General features: G+C 69.9%; 13 protein-coding genes. 5 read left to right on the plus strand and 8 right to left on the minus strand.

The genetic code is table 11. The annotated features are described in order from the left end of the window. Positions 1 to 113: 113 nt before the first annotated feature. The 3 genes from APZ21_RS30940 to APZ21_RS30950 are packed head-to-tail and all read right to left on the minus strand — an operon-like array spanning position 114 to position 2,610. A complete protein-coding gene (locus APZ21_RS30940) occupies positions 114 to 1,010 on the minus strand; it encodes an alpha/beta fold hydrolase (RefSeq protein WP_040714310.1) in 897 nt (298 codons plus the stop codon). Next, positions 1,007 to 1,660, minus strand: coding sequence for a methyltransferase family protein (locus APZ21_RS30945; RefSeq protein ID WP_040714311.1), 654 nt, complete (start codon positions 1,658 to 1,660; stop codon positions 1,007 to 1,009). The genes APZ21_RS30940 and APZ21_RS30945 overlap by 4 nt, the downstream gene beginning before the upstream one ends. 32 nt (positions 1,661 to 1,692) lie before the next feature. Then, positions 1,693 to 2,610 (minus strand): cation diffusion facilitator family transporter, encoded by a 918-nt coding sequence (locus APZ21_RS30950; RefSeq protein WP_239476931.1) that lies wholly within the window; start codon positions 2,608 to 2,610, stop codon positions 1,693 to 1,695. 334 nt (positions 2,611 to 2,944) lie between these two features. Between APZ21_RS30950 and APZ21_RS30955 the strand changes: the two genes are divergently transcribed. From APZ21_RS30955 to APZ21_RS30965, 3 genes are read left to right on the plus strand one after another with little or no spacing between them, the layout of a single operon-like run. Continuing rightward, the gene (locus APZ21_RS30955) at positions 2,945 to 4,006 is read left to right on the plus strand and encodes a multicopper oxidase domain-containing protein (RefSeq protein WP_040714312.1); all 1,062 of its coding nucleotides are present in this window, start codon (positions 2,945 to 2,947) and stop codon (positions 4,004 to 4,006) included. Further along, a complete protein-coding gene (locus tag APZ21_RS30960) occupies positions 4,003 to 5,187 on the plus strand; it encodes a ZIP family metal transporter (protein WP_051030365.1) in 1,185 nt (394 codons plus the stop codon). The genes APZ21_RS30955 and APZ21_RS30960 overlap by 4 nt, the downstream gene beginning before the upstream one ends. Continuing rightward, positions 5,184 to 5,582, plus strand: a complete 399-nt coding sequence (locus APZ21_RS30965) for a QcrA and Rieske domain-containing protein (RefSeq protein ID WP_040714313.1) — start codon at positions 5,184 to 5,186, stop codon at positions 5,580 to 5,582. The genes APZ21_RS30960 and APZ21_RS30965 overlap by 4 nt, the downstream gene beginning before the upstream one ends. Before the next feature lie 107 nt (positions 5,583 to 5,689). On the opposite strand, the gene APZ21_RS30970 is transcribed toward APZ21_RS30965, so the two are convergent. The 5 genes from APZ21_RS30970 to APZ21_RS30990 all read right to left on the minus strand — a co-directional run bounded on the left by APZ21_RS30970 (position 5,690) and on the right by APZ21_RS30990 (position 12,162). Then, the gene (locus APZ21_RS30970) at positions 5,690 to 6,973 is read right to left on the minus strand and encodes an alpha/beta hydrolase (RefSeq protein ID WP_239476932.1); all 1,284 of its coding nucleotides are present in this window, start codon (positions 6,971 to 6,973) and stop codon (positions 5,690 to 5,692) included. 125 nt (positions 6,974 to 7,098) lie between these two features. Continuing rightward, the gene (locus APZ21_RS30975) at positions 7,099 to 9,348 is read right to left on the minus strand and encodes a SulP family inorganic anion transporter (RefSeq protein WP_051030366.1); all 2,250 of its coding nucleotides are present in this window, start codon (positions 9,346 to 9,348) and stop codon (positions 7,099 to 7,101) included. A gap of 245 nt (positions 9,349 to 9,593) precedes the next feature. Beyond that, on the minus strand, positions 9,594 to 10,508 hold the full coding sequence (locus APZ21_RS30980) for a cation diffusion facilitator family transporter (RefSeq protein ID WP_040714315.1): 915 nt from the start codon (positions 10,506 to 10,508) through the stop codon (positions 9,594 to 9,596). Positions 10,509 to 10,589: 81 nt separating this feature from the next. Further along, on the minus strand, positions 10,590 to 11,591 hold the full coding sequence (locus APZ21_RS30985) for a cytochrome c oxidase assembly protein (protein WP_040714316.1): 1,002 nt from the start codon (positions 11,589 to 11,591) through the stop codon (positions 10,590 to 10,592). Between the two features lie 4 nt (positions 11,592 to 11,595). Further along, the gene (locus APZ21_RS30990) at positions 11,596 to 12,162 is read right to left on the minus strand and encodes a copper resistance CopC family protein (protein WP_040714317.1); all 567 of its coding nucleotides are present in this window, start codon (positions 12,160 to 12,162) and stop codon (positions 11,596 to 11,598) included. A gap of 203 nt (positions 12,163 to 12,365) precedes the next feature. Between APZ21_RS30990 and APZ21_RS30995 the strand changes: the two genes are divergently transcribed. After that, complete coding sequence (locus APZ21_RS30995) at positions 12,366 to 12,731, plus strand: BlaI/MecI/CopY family transcriptional regulator (protein ID WP_040714318.1); 366 nt, start codon at positions 12,366 to 12,368, stop codon at positions 12,729 to 12,731. Then, positions 12,728 to 13,669: a M56 family metallopeptidase gene (locus APZ21_RS31000; protein ID WP_040714319.1), complete on the plus strand. Its 942-nt coding sequence runs from the start codon at positions 12,728 to 12,730 to the stop codon at positions 13,667 to 13,669. Before APZ21_RS30995 ends, APZ21_RS31000 begins: the two co-directional genes overlap by 4 nt. Positions 13,670 to 13,764 lie beyond the last annotated feature (95 nt).

Genomic DNA, 13,764 nt, shown 5'->3' on the forward strand with positions numbered 1-13,764 from the left:
GACTCGCCATCGCCGCCGCCATCGTCATCATCGCGTTCGCCTCCGCACCACGACCCATCGCCGACATTGCCCGAGATCGACCTTCGGTCCCGATTTCGGCTCACGGTGGTGCGTCACACATGATGCCGATGATCGCTTGTGCAGGTCGGAAACCGCAGCACCTGGCGCTGACTCAGTATTTCGGTTGGTCGTTGGCGGTGAAGGAATTCGGTGACGACGGCGATGTAGTCGTCGGGGCGGGCGAGCAGCAGTGAGTGTCCGCCGTCGGGGAAAACGTGGTATTCGGCGTCGGGGTGCAGGTCCCGTAGTCGTTGGGTGTGGGCGGGGGTGATGAGGGGGTCGTCGTCGGCGCGGACGATCAGGACCGGTCCGTGCCAGGCTGTTCCAGCGTGCCATCGGTCCATCTTCTCCGCCGCGTCGAGCAGGCGCTGGTAGGAGTTGATCGCACCGTCGTGTCCGCCGATGCGGGTGGCGGTGTCGACGCGTTCGATCCAGAAGTCGGCGTCGGCGGCGTCTTTCCAGGTGTTGCGCAGTGATGCGGCGATCGCGGTGAGGGTGTTCTCCCAGGGGGTGTCGCGGGTGCGTTCGAGCGAGGCGCGCAGGCGGTCGAGGTCCTCGGGGCCGTAGAGGCCGGTGCTGGTGAGGGCCAGGGACCACACCCTGGTGGGTGCGCGTTGGGACAGGATTTCGGCGAGCATGCCTCCAGCGGATTGTCCGACGACGTGAGTGGTGTCGATGTGCTCGGCGTCGAGGATGGCGATCAGGCCGTCGGCGAGTTCGTCGAGGGTGGTGGGACCGGGCGGGTAGTCGACGGCCAGGACGCGATAGCCGGGGTGCAGGGCGGGGGTGAGGTCGAGCCAGCCGCTGGCGATCCCCGCACCTCCGGGCAGCAGCAGTACCGGTGTGCCGTCACCGCCGAGGTAGTAGGTCCACTCGTGGCCCGCTACCGGCAGGGTCTTCTTCTCGTGGTCGCGGTCGAACACCGCGGCACGGCCGAGAACGGATGTCATGACGACTTGCCTTTCGGGTGGACAGAATTCGGGTCGATGCCGGTTGCTCTGGCACGGCCGATGCCGGGCAGGAAACGACCGATGGTGCGGGTGTAGTCGCGGTAGTCTTCGCCGTGGCTGCCGGTGAGGTAGGGTTCCTCGACCACGCGGACCTGGAGTTCGATCGTTGCCAGCAGCAGCAAGAACGCGGCGATCGCGACCGGATTCGCAATCATGAGGGTGACACCGGCGCCGAAGACCAGCATGGCGGTGAAGATCGGGTTGCGCACCATCGCGAAGACGCCGTCACGCACCAGGGTGGTGGATTCGCCCGCGTCGACGCCGATGCGCCACGACTCGCCCATGTCGTTCTGCGCGTAGAGGGTCGCCCCGATCCCGGTGACCGCTACCACGACACCGAACCACTGGATCCAGCCGGTGTCGAGCACCTCGACGGGTGAGACGGTCCCGACCAGTTGCACGACCGGGGCGGCCACACCGACGATGATCGCGACGACGAATCCGGCTCCGGCGCACCATTCCAGCGAGCCGGGACGTCCGCTGATGCCGCGGAATCCGCTGGACCCGGTCCGCCGGCGCTGTTGCCAACTGCGCCACCCGAAGCCCAGTGCGCCGAAGACGAGGTAGAGGAGCAGAGCGAGGGTTGCCATGCCAGGGATTCCTTTCTGAGCTGGATTTCGGGCTATCGACGGCTGAGGGCGGGACTGTGATGGGCGGGGCCGTGGGAGTGTTCGCAATGTGCGTTCTGCTCGACTGCGCCGATGTACAGGAGTTCGGGTGGGGCGTGGTCGATCTGGAGGGTGACGTGGTGCAAGTGGTAGTGCTGGTCGAGCACGTCGGCGACCGCGGCGCGGGTCGTGTGGCAGTCGGCGCCCGGTTCGACTAGCACATGTGCCGACAAGGCGGGCTGTCCGGAGGTGATCTCCCAGATGTGCAGGTCGTGTACCTCGACCACGGTGTCGATCGCGGCCATCGCCGCTCCGATCTCGGTCGGGTCGAGGTCCGGCGGTGCGGCTTCGAGGAACACGCGCCCGGAGGCGAAGACCAGGCCGAACCCGGCTTTGATCATGAGCGCGACCACGATCAGGCTGGCGATGGTGTCGGCGCGGGCGTATCCGGTGGTCATGACGATCAGGCTGGCCAGGGCCGTGGCGATGAAGGCGTAGAGGTCGTTGAGGATGTGCTGGAACGCGCCCTCGACGTTGAGGCTGGTGCGGTTGGCGCGGCTGATCATCCAGGTCGCGGCGATATTGACCACAACACCGACCAGCGCGGTGACGAACACCAGCGTCCCGTGGACCTCCGGCGGCTCGAACAGTCGCCGGATCGCCTCGTAGCCCAGCCAACCAGCCAACCCGAGCAGGGTCAGGCCGTTGGCTTGGGCGGACAGGATCTCCGCCCGCCGCCACCCATAGGTCATCGCACCGGCCGCGGGGCGCGCGGCTAGCCGGATCGCCGACAGCGCCAACATGATCGAGGCCGCGTCGGTGAGCATGTGCGCGGCATCCGACAGCAACGCCAGCGATCCGGCGATCACGCCAACGACCACCTCGCCGAGTAGAAACGCCACCAGCACCGCCAATGCGCCCGACAGCCACACCGCTTGTCACTGTCGACACTCGCGCCTGGGCATGTCCGTGAGATCCGTTGCCCCCGTGCCCTGCACCCATCTCCAGTCCTCCTCCTGAATCGACGGTTCCGCCAAATCATATGCATACATTACTATATATGCAATGGACAGGCGGGTTACTCGCAGCCCGACGACGAGCGGGGCGAAGCCGGCTGGACCCGGCGCCCTGACTCGGGTCCAGCCGCGCCACGTCCGGAGCGGATCTTCGTGCAAGAAGCGACACGGGCCGCACTTTGGGCAATTGAAAGAATTTGTTCGGGATGCCAAACTATGCTGATAGTTCAACCTGAATCACGAGGCTGGGATGACTTCTTCGATGGGGCGCCGGTACATGCTCGGCGGTGCGGTAGCGGCATCGACCGGTCTGGCCCTGGCCGCGCTACCGGTCGGCGAGTCCGGTCCCGCCACGGCGCAGACACCGGGCTCCCCCGGATCGCATACCGACAACCGCTCGGGCGGGCACGGTGGTGTCAGCGGTCCGACCTTCCGCAAGGGATCGACGGTCGACCACCGTCGCAACGGGTTCAACCCGACCGATGTCCTGCGCGACTTCGACTACGGCCGGACCACGACCCGACCCGACGGCCGGACGCTGCGCGAGTGGGACGTCTTCGCCAGTGACGAGGACATCGAGATCGCGCCGGGTGTCCGATTCCCGGCGTGGACACTGAATTCGCGAATTCCCGGCCCCACCCTGCGTTGCCGGGAGGGTGATCTGCTGCGGGTGAATTTCACCAACGGGTCGAAGCATCCGCACACCCTGCATTTCCACGGTATCCACCCGGCCGAGATGGACGGTGTCCCCGACGTCGGTCGCGGTGTCATCGCGCCGGGTGAGAGTTTCACCTACGAGTTCGACGCGACACCGTTCGGCCTGCACCTGTTCCACTGCCATGTAGGCCCTTTGGCCGAGCACATCGCGCGTGGTATGTACGGCACGTTCATCGTCGACCCGCCCCAGCCGCGCCCGGCCGCCGACGAGATGGTGATGGTCCAGCACGGCTACAACACCACCTTCGACGGTGAGGGCAACCAGCTCTACGCGGTCAACGGCATCCCGTTCCACTACATGCACGAACCCATCCGTGTCACCCAGGGCGAGCTCGTGCGGATCTACCTGGTCAACGTGCTGGAATACGACCCGATCAACAGCTTCCACGTGCACGGGAACTTCTTCGACTACTACCCGACCGGAACCCGTTTGCAGCCTGCCGAATACACCGACACGATCGTGCAAGGGCAAGGCCAGCGCGGCATCTGCGAGCTGCGGTTCCCCCACCCGGGCCAGTACATGTTCCACGCCCACAAGACCGAGTTCGCCGAACTCGGCTGGATGGGCATGTTCGAGGTGGTGGCGCGGTCATGACCGACGCCACCTCCACCCCCGGCAAACCCTGGCTGCTCGGAGGGGCGGTCCTCGCGATCGTCGCTGCCGCGCTGACCGGGCTCGCCCTGCTGGGCGGGCGGTCGCTGCCCGAACGCTCCGGCCCGCCCGTGGAGCAGATCGCGGTCGAACACACCGTGCTCGAGGCGGGCACGATCGAATTGCGGGTGCGCAACACCGGACCCGACCAGGTCACGATCGCCCAGATCTTCGTCAACGACGCCTACGTCGACTTCACCGGGCCCACCGACCCGATCGGACGGCTCTCCTCGGCACGACTGCGGCTGGACTATCCCTGGCAGGACGGTCAGCCCTACACGGTCTCGATGCTCACCTCGACCGGGCTGGTGATCACCCACGACATCCCCGTCGCGGTCACCACCCCGCGCCCGGACGCCTCGTTCTTCGGATTGATGGCGCTGCTGGGCACCTACGTCGGCATCGTCCCGGTCGTGCTGGGCATGCTGTTCCTGCCCGTGCTGCGGGCCGCGGGCGGGCGCGTCGTGCGGGTGCTGCTCGCCGCGACGGTCGGTCTGCTGGGCTTCCTCGCTTGGGAAGGCATCCGTGAAGGATTCGAACTCGCCGAGCGCGGCGGCGGCGCGTTCGGCGGCACCGGCGTGGTCGTGCTCGGCGCGGGCCTGGCCTTCCTCGGCCTCACCGCGATCAACCAATGGCTGCACCACCGCCGACCCGATACCGACGGTGCCGCTGGTTCCGGGCTGAGGCTGGCGGTGATGATCGCGGTCGGGATCGGACTGCACAATCTCGGCGAAGGCTTGGCCATCGGATCCGCCTACGCCATCGGCGAACTCGCACTCGGCGCCTTCCTGGTCATCGGGTTCACCGTCCAGAACACCACCGAGGGCCTGGCCGTCGTCGCCCCGCTCACCCACCGCCGCCCCTCTGTCCCGGTCCTGCTCGGCCTCGGACTGATCGCCGGAGCCCCCGCCATCGCGGGCGCGGTCCTCGGCGCCACGGTCAACAACGCCGAACTCTCCGCGCTGCTCCTCGGCATCGGGGTCGGGGCCATCATCCAGGTCATCGTCCAGATCGCCCCCAGCCTGCGCGAACACCACCACGGCAGACCCAGCGCGCTCACCCTCGCCGGGATCGCCGCGGGGATCCTGGTCATGTACGCCACCGGACTGCTGGTCACCGGATGACCGAACACTCCCTGTGCGCGGGGTGCACCCGCCGCGCGATGCTGCTCACCGCCGGGGCGGTCGCGGCCGTCGCGGTCACCGGGTGCGCCGACAGCAACGCCGATCCCGAACCGCTGCGCATACCGGTGGCCGAGATCCCCGTCGGTGGCGGGCGCGTCTACCCGCAGCAGAAAGTGGTCGTGACCCGACCCGCTCCCGGTGAGATCCACGTCTTCTCCGCGACCTGCCCGCACCAGGGCTGCCTCGTGAGCAAGGTCGACGCCGTGGCCATCGAGTGCGCCTGCCACGGAAGCAGATTCAGCCCCACCGACGGATCGGTACTGCGCGGACCCGCCCGCGAGCCCCTGAGCGTCCGTACCGCCGCGGTCGAGGCCGGCGAGATCGTCGTGCGCTGACCTCGCCGAGTCGGGCCGAGTGCGGACCTGTTCCGGAATAGGTGTGTTCATCGCGTCGGTGAGGACAGATCGACGCTGGGCGGATCAGTGTTCGGCGGGGCCGTGGTTCAGGAGGTCAGGCCGGTTCGTCGGGCGAGCCAGGGTAGTTCGAGTCGCAGGGTGTTCGACCAGACGCGCCAGTCGTGTCCGCCGGGTGGTTGTCGGTAGCGGATCTGTGCGCCCGCGGCGGTGAGGGCCGTGGCGATGGTGCGTGATTCGGGGATCGTGTCGGTGTCCTGGTCGCCGACGGCGACGACACCGGCGGTGCGGGGGTAGGGGCGTGTGCGCAGCAGCGCGAGTGGGTCGGCGCGGGCGAAGGCCGCGGTGTCGCCGTCGAAGCCTTCTTCCAGGGTGCGGGTGGGGCTGCCGAGGCTGGGGCGGGATTCGCCGGACATGCTCAGGAAGGTCGGGTAGGTCTCGGGTGCGGTCAGCGCGAGCTGGATCGCGCAGGTCGCGCCGTAGGAGGCTCCCGCGACCGCCCACGCGGCGGGATCCGGGTCGACGGCGAGATTGGCACGGATCCAGTCGGGGACATCGACACCGAGGTAGGTGGCCGCGCGGGCTCGCCGCGTGTCGGCGCACAGGGGGTTGTTCCACAGTCCGCCCGTGCCGTCGGCGACGACCACGATCGGGGCCAAGCCGCGATGGCGGGCGGCGAAGGTGTCCATCGTCGACACCAGGCTCCCGGACACGAGCCAGTCCTGCGGGGAGCCGGGCTGGCCGGGCAGCAGCACCAGGACCGGCAGCAGCGGGCGCGGGTCGGTGAAATATGCGGGAGGTAGATAGATTTCGGCGGTTCTGGCACGAAATCCCGAGCGGGTGCCGGGTATTCGCGCGTGGGTGATCCGTCCGGCGGCGGGCAGGTCCGGCGGCGGCTGCCATCGAGTCTCGACCGGGCCCTCGGTGCGGGGCAGCGACGCCGCGGAGGTGATCCGGTCGAAGGCGATCTCGCTGGGGTGGGGTGATCGGATCGCCGCGCGCAGAGTCGGATACGCCTGGAACTCGGTGTTGATCTGGTTCGCGCTCGCCGCGACCACGATCGTCGCGGCGAGCACGGTCAGCGTCCGGCCCCGTGGTCGCACGGGGATGCGGGTCGTGGCGAGAACGATCGCGAACACCGCGAACCCGGACCAGAAGTAGGTCTCGGGTTCGAGGTCCTCGGCGGGGAACAGCTCCCACACATCGGTGACGAGCCGACCCGCCACCGCCGTGGAGGCGGCCGCGATCACGAGGCAGCCTGTGACCGATACCCGGCGCGCGGGTACCGGTCGGACCAGCAACCACGCCAGGGCCGCCATCGCAACGACCGACAGGAGCGTCGGGACGGGCCCGGCCAGCAACGGCAGGTCCAACACCGCACCGTCTCCGCGTCACACCGGCAGGGGCATCGTCCGCGCCGAGACCGCCTCGGACGGGGCAGCGCGCACCCGCGTCGGGGGTGGTACGGGCCACGCCCGGCGTCGATGCATGCATCCGTTCACAGCGTGGCCGGTTGCGTGAGCGCGGGCGTGAACTCGGCGATGTCGGTGTCGCTGATGTGCAGCACGCGCGCGGAAGCGATGTCGAAGAACAGCCCGACCACTTCCAGCGCGCCGGTGCCGACCGCGGGCGCGACGGTGGGATGGCCGGTGCGCAGGGCGTGGACCCCGACGGCGACGTTGACCATGCCGAGCTGGTCGATCTCGTCGAATCCGGCCGCGGCGGCGGCGCGACCGACGGAGTGCCCGCCCAGGAACGCCTCGCGGGTGGTGGCGGCGTGGGTCAGCCACGTGGAGACGGGATCGGTTCGGGGGTGGTGTCCGGCGCCGGTGTCGGCCAGTGCCTTCATCGCGCCGCATCCGGAGTGACCGCACACGATGACGGTGTTGACTCCCAGTTCGGTGACGGCGAAGGTGAGCGCGGCTTCCAGGGAGGTGTCGAGTTCGTCGGGGGCGACGAGGTTTCCGACGTTACGAACGGTGAACAGGTCTCCGGGGCCGCTGCCGGTGATGACGTTCGGCACGATCCGCGAATCGGCGCAGGTCAGCAGCAGCGAGTGCGGCTGCTGACCTTCGCGCAGATCGTGGAGGTGTTCACGCAGCAGGGGGGCGTGGTGGCGGTGGTAGTGGTCGACACCGTCGATCACCGGCGCCAGCGCGCCGCCGCGGTCCGGGTCGTGGCGCTGGCGCGCTTTCCAGGGTGCGAGCCCGCGGATCAGCGACGCGGCCGGGTGCCGTTGCGGGCTGCGCTGCGCCGCCGCGGCGAGCGCGGCCGAGCCGATCTCGTCGATGAGGACGATGCCGCCCGCGCCGCGATGGCGGCGCACCCATTCCCCGATCGCCTCGGCGACGGCGTGGTCGAGGAAGTCGGCGGTGATCTCGACGGTGACGTGGCTGTCGGCGGGCACGGCGGCCAGCACTCGGGTAAGGCGCGGCAGGGACAGGAAACTGCACGTGCCCTCGATGGTCACCCGCCATCGGCGCGTGGGCAGTGTGCCCACCGGTTCGGCGTGCACCGACGCGCGCACCGAACGCCACAACACCAGGACCACCGCGAGCAGCAACCCGAGCAGCACACCTTCGAGCAGGTTCAGCAACATGACCCCGGCGATGGTGGTGAGGTAGACCGGCAGGTCTCCGGTGCGCCGTGCCAGGCGGATGTGGGCGATCTTGATCAGCTGGATCCCGATGACGATCAGCAGCCCGGCCAGCGCGGATTTGGGGATCTGCTGCACGAGCCCGGCCAGCGCGAGGGAGAACACGAGGATCCACACCCCGTGCAGGATGGTGGAGGCGCGGGTCCGGGCGCCCGCGGTGACGTTGGTCGCCGAGCGCACGATCACCCCGGTGACCGGCAGTCCGCCCAGCATTCCCGAGACCATGTTGGCCGCGCCCTGGCCGATCATCTCCCGGTTCAGATCCGAGCGCGGCCCGGTGTGCATCTTGTCCACCGCCACCGCCGAGAGCAGGCTCTCCACGCTCGCGATGAGCGCCATCGTCAGCACACCGCCCAGGAACGCGCCCCACGCGCCGTCGGGCAGCGCGGGCACGGCGATCGCGTCGAGGATGGAACCGTCCATCACGACCCGTTCCACACCGAGGGGAAAGACCAGCGACACGACGGTGGCGCCGAGTACACCGACGAGCGCGGCGGGCACCCGCGACAGCGGCGCGGGCACGTATTTCCAGCCGAACAGCACCGCGACCACCGTCAGCCCCACCAGCAGGTCACCGCCGTGCAGCGACCCGAGTTGCTCGGGGAGCCGGGTGATGTTCTGCCACACCGAACTGCGCGAGGATCCACCGAGCAGGACGTGGACCTGTTGCAGCGCGATGATCGCGCCGATTCCGGCGAGCATGGCGTGTACCACGACCGGTGAGATCGCCAGTGCCGCCCTGGCCACCCGGCTCAGGCCGAGCAGGATCTGCACCAGCCCGGCGGCCACGGTGATCGCGCAGGTCACCTTCCAGCCGAAACGCCCCACCAACTCGGCCACCACGACGGTGAGCCCCGCGGCGGGGCCGCTGGCCAGCAGCGGTGAGCCGCCGAGTAGCCCGGCCACGATGCCGCCGGCGGCCGCGGCGATGAGCCCGGCCATGACGGGGGCGTCCGAGGCGATCGCGATGCCCAGCGACAGCGGCAACGCGACGAGGAACACCACGATCGAGGCGGGCAGATCGTGGCGCGCGACCGCGCGGAGGCGGTCGAGGGTGTGAGCGGGCATGCCGGCGGAGGGGTCTGTGGACATGGGCATCCTTGTCGAGTTCGAGACCCGTGCCCCGGCAGGCACGAAAAGGGAAGGGACCGATGTGGACTCGAGCGTCGCGGTGACCGCTCGGCACGGCGCGACTCTACGGACCTATCGTCGGCAACGACAGTGACCGCAGTCACAGATCACGGCATTTATCAGCGGATTCTCAGAGAAATACTATGTCACATAGTATTTCGGTGCGGCGTGGATCGGCGCGGTGATGCCGTGTCGAGACATCGGATTCACCACGAGATCTCCTCGCAGTGCTTGCGGGCGGCCTCGGGTTCGATCTGGATGGTGGCGTGCGCGAGCCCGAACTGGTGGGACAGCAGTTGCTGCGCTTGCCCCAACACCGCGGCGGGGTCGGCGTCGGAGGCGGCCGTGAGGTGGACCGAGGCGACTTCCATGCCGCTGGTGACCGTCCAGACGTGCAGGTCGTGGGCGTCGCGGACGCCGGGCAGCGCGGTCAGCGCCAGGGTGATCGCGTCGATGTCGAGGGCCTCGGGGGCGTGCTGGAGCAGGATCCTGACCGCTTGGCGTCCCAGGTTGAACGCGCGCGGCAGCACGAACAGCGCGATCGCCACGCCGATGGCCGGGTCGGCGTAGCGCCAGCCGAACACCAGGGTGACGATGCCGCTGGCCAGCACGCCGATGGAGCCGAGCATGTCGGACATGACCTCAAGGTAGGCGCCGCGCACGTTGAGGCTCTCCTTGGCTCCCGAGCGCAGCAACAGGAAGGCCGCCACGTTCATCGCCAGGCCGACCAGCGCGACGATGGTCACCGGCAGTCCGGGGACCTCGGGCGGGGACTGGAAGCGTTCGATCGCCTCGTAGCCGACCCATCCCGCGACCGCGAACAGCAGGACCGCGTTGAGCAGCGCGGCGAAGACCTCGACGCGGTGCAGGCCGAAGGTGCGGTCGGGCCGTGCCGTGGCGCGCTGGGCGGCCATGATCGCGGCCAGGGCCATCAGGATGCCGAACACGTCGGTGAACACGTGCGCCGAATCCGACAGCAGCGCCAGCGACGAGGTCGTCAACCCGACGGCCACCTGCGCGACGACCGTGACCAGGCCCAGGCCGGCCGCGATCCACAGTTTGCCGACGTGGCGGCTGGACGCGCTGGCCCCGGCCGGTGCGTGTGAGTGTTGATGTCCCATCGTTGTGAACCTCCCAGCTATAATATAGTCACATTCGCATATGACAAAGTATCGGGTGTGATCTTCCGTGTCGCGCGGGGGTCATCGGTCGCGGGGCGCGGCGTGCGCGGTGGCCGCGGGCGCGCCGGGCGGTGTCCGCCCGTGCAGGTGGCGCAGGTAGTCGTTGTAGGCGAGCAGTTCGGGGTCCTCGCTGGTGGTGTAGCGCTCGGCGACGGTGTTGGCGCGGTGTTCGTCGCGATGCCAGCGGATCGCGAAGATCGTGACGACGATCAGCGCCACCGGTTCGCCGTAGGACCAGGCCAGAGCGCCCGCGGCGTTCTGATCGGCCAGGGGGTCGATGCTCCAGCGCGGTGGTGGTGTCGCGAACAGGGTGATCATCGGCGAGGTCGCCATCATGAGCACGACGCCGAGGAAGACGTGCAGCGGCATTTCGACGAAGATGTCGAAGAACCGGCCGAGGTTGGTCCGGCGGATCGGCAGCGGGCCGGTGGACAGGACCGGGACGATGAACAGCAAGCCGCTGGCCAGGAAGAACACCTCGAGGCCGAGATGGCCGACCGCACTGGCACCGAGGATGTCCATGAGCGGGGTGAGATAGAGCCCGTAGTAGCCGACCAGGAATACCGGGATGGTGCAGGCCGGATGCAGCGCCGCGCGCGCGAGGCGGCTGCGCAGTCCCCCCAGTGCCAGGCTCAGCAGGATCCGGCCACCGCCGTGGTGGGCGGCCGAGCGCAGCAGCAGCACTCCGGGGCTGCCGAGGACCCACAGCGGCGGTATCAGGATCGACAGGGTCAGATGCTGGAACATCCACACGCTGAACAGCCGGTACCCGTACCCCTCGATCCCCAGGCCGGTGACCGCGACGAGGATCGCGCATCCGGTCGTGAACGACACGGTGCGCCACCACGGCCACCGCCGCCCCGCGCGCCGCACCCGGACCACACCCCACCCGTAGCAGGCCGCGAGCACGAGCCCGGTCACCGGCAGGACCGGGACCGGCTGCGGGGCCCAGCCGAGAAAGGCCGTCAGCGACGGCGCGGCCTCGGGCAGGTGGACCGCGGTGGCCAGGGCCGTGAGCGGCATCGGCTTATCGGTCGCGGGGCTTGGGTCGCCCGCCTCGCAGGACCACGGCCAGCCCCGCCGCGATCAGCACGCCCGCCAACGCCAGCACCCACAGGATCGGGAACCCGGTGTCGGTGTCGGTCTTCGTGTCCGCGGTCGCCGGGGCGGGGGGTGGGGCGGCGGCGGTGTCGAGCGCGGCGGCGCCCGCCGAGGGCGAGGGCGCGGCGAGCGCGGTGACGGTGAAACCGTAGGAGCCGGTGATCGGGTGTCCGTCGGCCGAGACCACCCGGTAGCCGACGGTGAACTGCCCGGCGGGCAGTCCCGGCCGCAGTGTGGCGCGCACCGTGGGCCCGTCGACGGTCACGCCCTGCGCGACCCACTGCTCGTCGGCCGGCCCGCCCATCACCGACACCGTGGCGAACTGCTGGGCGATGCGCTGGTTGAACGTCAGCGTCACCGCTGTCGGCGTCGTGTCCAGGACCGCGCTGGGGGCCGGGTCGGAGCCCTCCAGCTCACTGTGGGCCGAAGCGGTGGCGCCTGTGGATGCCAGCGCGGCCGCGATCAGCGCGACTGCCGTCGCTGTTCGAATCATCCGATCCTCCTCGACCGGCGGGTCCGGTCGGCGCCCGCCACCTAAATACTATGCAACATAGTATCTGGGGTTCGGTGCCGCGGGTTGCGGCCCCGACCGCGACGCGGGTGGCGGGGTCGCGTGGAGGTCGGCGACGGTGTGCGGTGCCGGTCGCGGGCGGCGTGGTGCGGCACAATCGGGACGGGGAGAACGCGAGGAGAGCGGTGAAAGGACTGGGCGCACTCGAGGCTCGGGTGATGGACCTGCTGTGGGACAGCGACGAGCCGTTGTCGGTCCACGACCTGGTGGAGGGTCTGGCCGAACCCGGCAGGCGTCCACCCGCCTACACCACGGTGCTGACGGTGGTGACCCACCTGTGGGAGAAGGAGTGGGTGCTGCGGGAGAAGGTCAGCCGCGCCTACCGTTACCGTCCCCGCCGCAGCCGTGCCGAGGCGACGACCGAGGTGCTGCGCGGAATTCTCGACACCACTCCGGACGCGCCCGCGGTGTTGTTGCATCTGGCCCGCACCGCTTCCGCCCGCGAGATCGAGGCGCTGCGTCGGGGGCTGGCCGAGAGCGGCGATCGGTGATCCTGGCGCTGGGCTTGGCGATCGCGGCGGCGGTGTCGGCGATCGCGGCGCCGTCGGTGCTGCGTGCGGTGGAGTCGGTGGCCGCGCCGGTGGCCACGATCGCGGCATGGCTGGGAGCCATCACGACGGTCCTCGTGCTGACCCTGGCCGCGGTGGCATTCGGGCTCTGGCCCGGTCACGCTCCCGGCGAGCGGCCCCTGGAGACCCTGCTGACCTGCCTGAGCACGGTGGAGCATCTGACACCGGCCTCGGCGCGAGGTTTCCTGTGGACGGCCGCGCTGGGCGCGGGGCTCGCGGTGAGCGCGCGGCTGGTGGTGGTCGGCGCCCGCGATGTCCGCGCGCGCGGCCGCTCGATCCGCCACCACACCGAGGTGGTGCGGTTGCTGGGGCGCGCCGATCCGCGGCAGGCACGGCTGATCTGGCTCGAGCATCCGGTGCCGCTGGCGTTCAGCGTCGCGGGCAGGCGCGGCTACATCGTGGCCACCGACGGACTGGCCCGGCGGCTGACACCGCTCCAGCGCAGCGCGGTACTCGCGCACGAGCACGCCCACCTGCGCGGATTCCACCACCAGATCCTCGGCGTGTGCCGGGTCCTGGCCGCCGCCTTTCCTCGGATACCGCTGTTCGCCGCCGCGCCGACGGCGGTGGCGGCCCTGGTCGAACTGGCCGCCGACCGCCGCGCGGCGCGGCTGACCGATCCCGCCTCGATGCGCACCGCGCTGGAGGCGGTAGCGGCCGGATCGAACGCCGGCGGGCTCGACATGCCGCTGGTCGACGAGTCGCTCGAGCGCCGATGCCGTCGGCTGGCCCCCGGCGCTCCCGCGGTCTCGGCACTGCCCGCGGTGCTCGCGGGCGCGGGGGCGATCGCGGCCGGGATGCTGGTGGCCTGCCTGGCGGTCGGTCTGGTCGCCCTCGCGGCCTGCCTGGGACTGCCCTGACGAAGAGCGGAGCCACCTCGGTGACGCGGGGGCTCGCGTTCCGGGCGGCACCCGCGACGACACCGCTGTCGGTGTTCCGGTGGCGGTGCTGGGTG

This window comes from Nocardia arizonensis (genome assembly GCF_001310275.1).
GTDB classification, from domain to species: domain Bacteria; phylum Actinomycetota; class Actinomycetes; order Mycobacteriales; family Mycobacteriaceae; genus Nocardia; species Nocardia arizonensis.

Excerpts from the sequence above, each read along its gene's own strand:
- APZ21_RS30990 (WP_040714317.1), bottom strand. The coding sequence starts at position 12,162 with ATGATTCGAACAGCGACGGCAGTCGCGCTGATCGCGGCCGCGCTGGCA.
- APZ21_RS30985 (WP_040714316.1), bottom strand. The coding sequence starts at position 11,591 with ATGCCGCTCACGGCCCTGGCCACCGCGGTCCACCTGCCCGAGGCCGCG.
- APZ21_RS30960 (WP_051030365.1), top strand. The coding sequence starts at position 4,003 with ATGACCGACGCCACCTCCACCCCCGGCAAACCCTGGCTGCTCGGAGGG.
- APZ21_RS30975 (WP_051030366.1), bottom strand. The coding sequence starts at position 9,348 with ATGTCCACAGACCCCTCCGCCGGCATGCCCGCTCACACCCTCGACCGC.
- APZ21_RS30945 (WP_040714311.1), bottom strand. The coding sequence starts at position 1,660 with ATGGCAACCCTCGCTCTGCTCCTCTACCTCGTCTTCGGCGCACTGGGC.
- APZ21_RS30940 (WP_040714310.1), bottom strand. The coding sequence starts at position 1,010 with ATGACATCCGTTCTCGGCCGTGCCGCGGTGTTCGACCGCGACCACGAG.
- APZ21_RS30955 (WP_040714312.1), top strand. The coding sequence starts at position 2,945 with ATGACTTCTTCGATGGGGCGCCGGTACATGCTCGGCGGTGCGGTAGCG.
- APZ21_RS30980 (WP_040714315.1), bottom strand. The coding sequence starts at position 10,508 with ATGGGACATCAACACTCACACGCACCGGCCGGGGCCAGCGCGTCCAGC.
- APZ21_RS30965 (WP_040714313.1), top strand. The coding sequence starts at position 5,184 with ATGACCGAACACTCCCTGTGCGCGGGGTGCACCCGCCGCGCGATGCTG.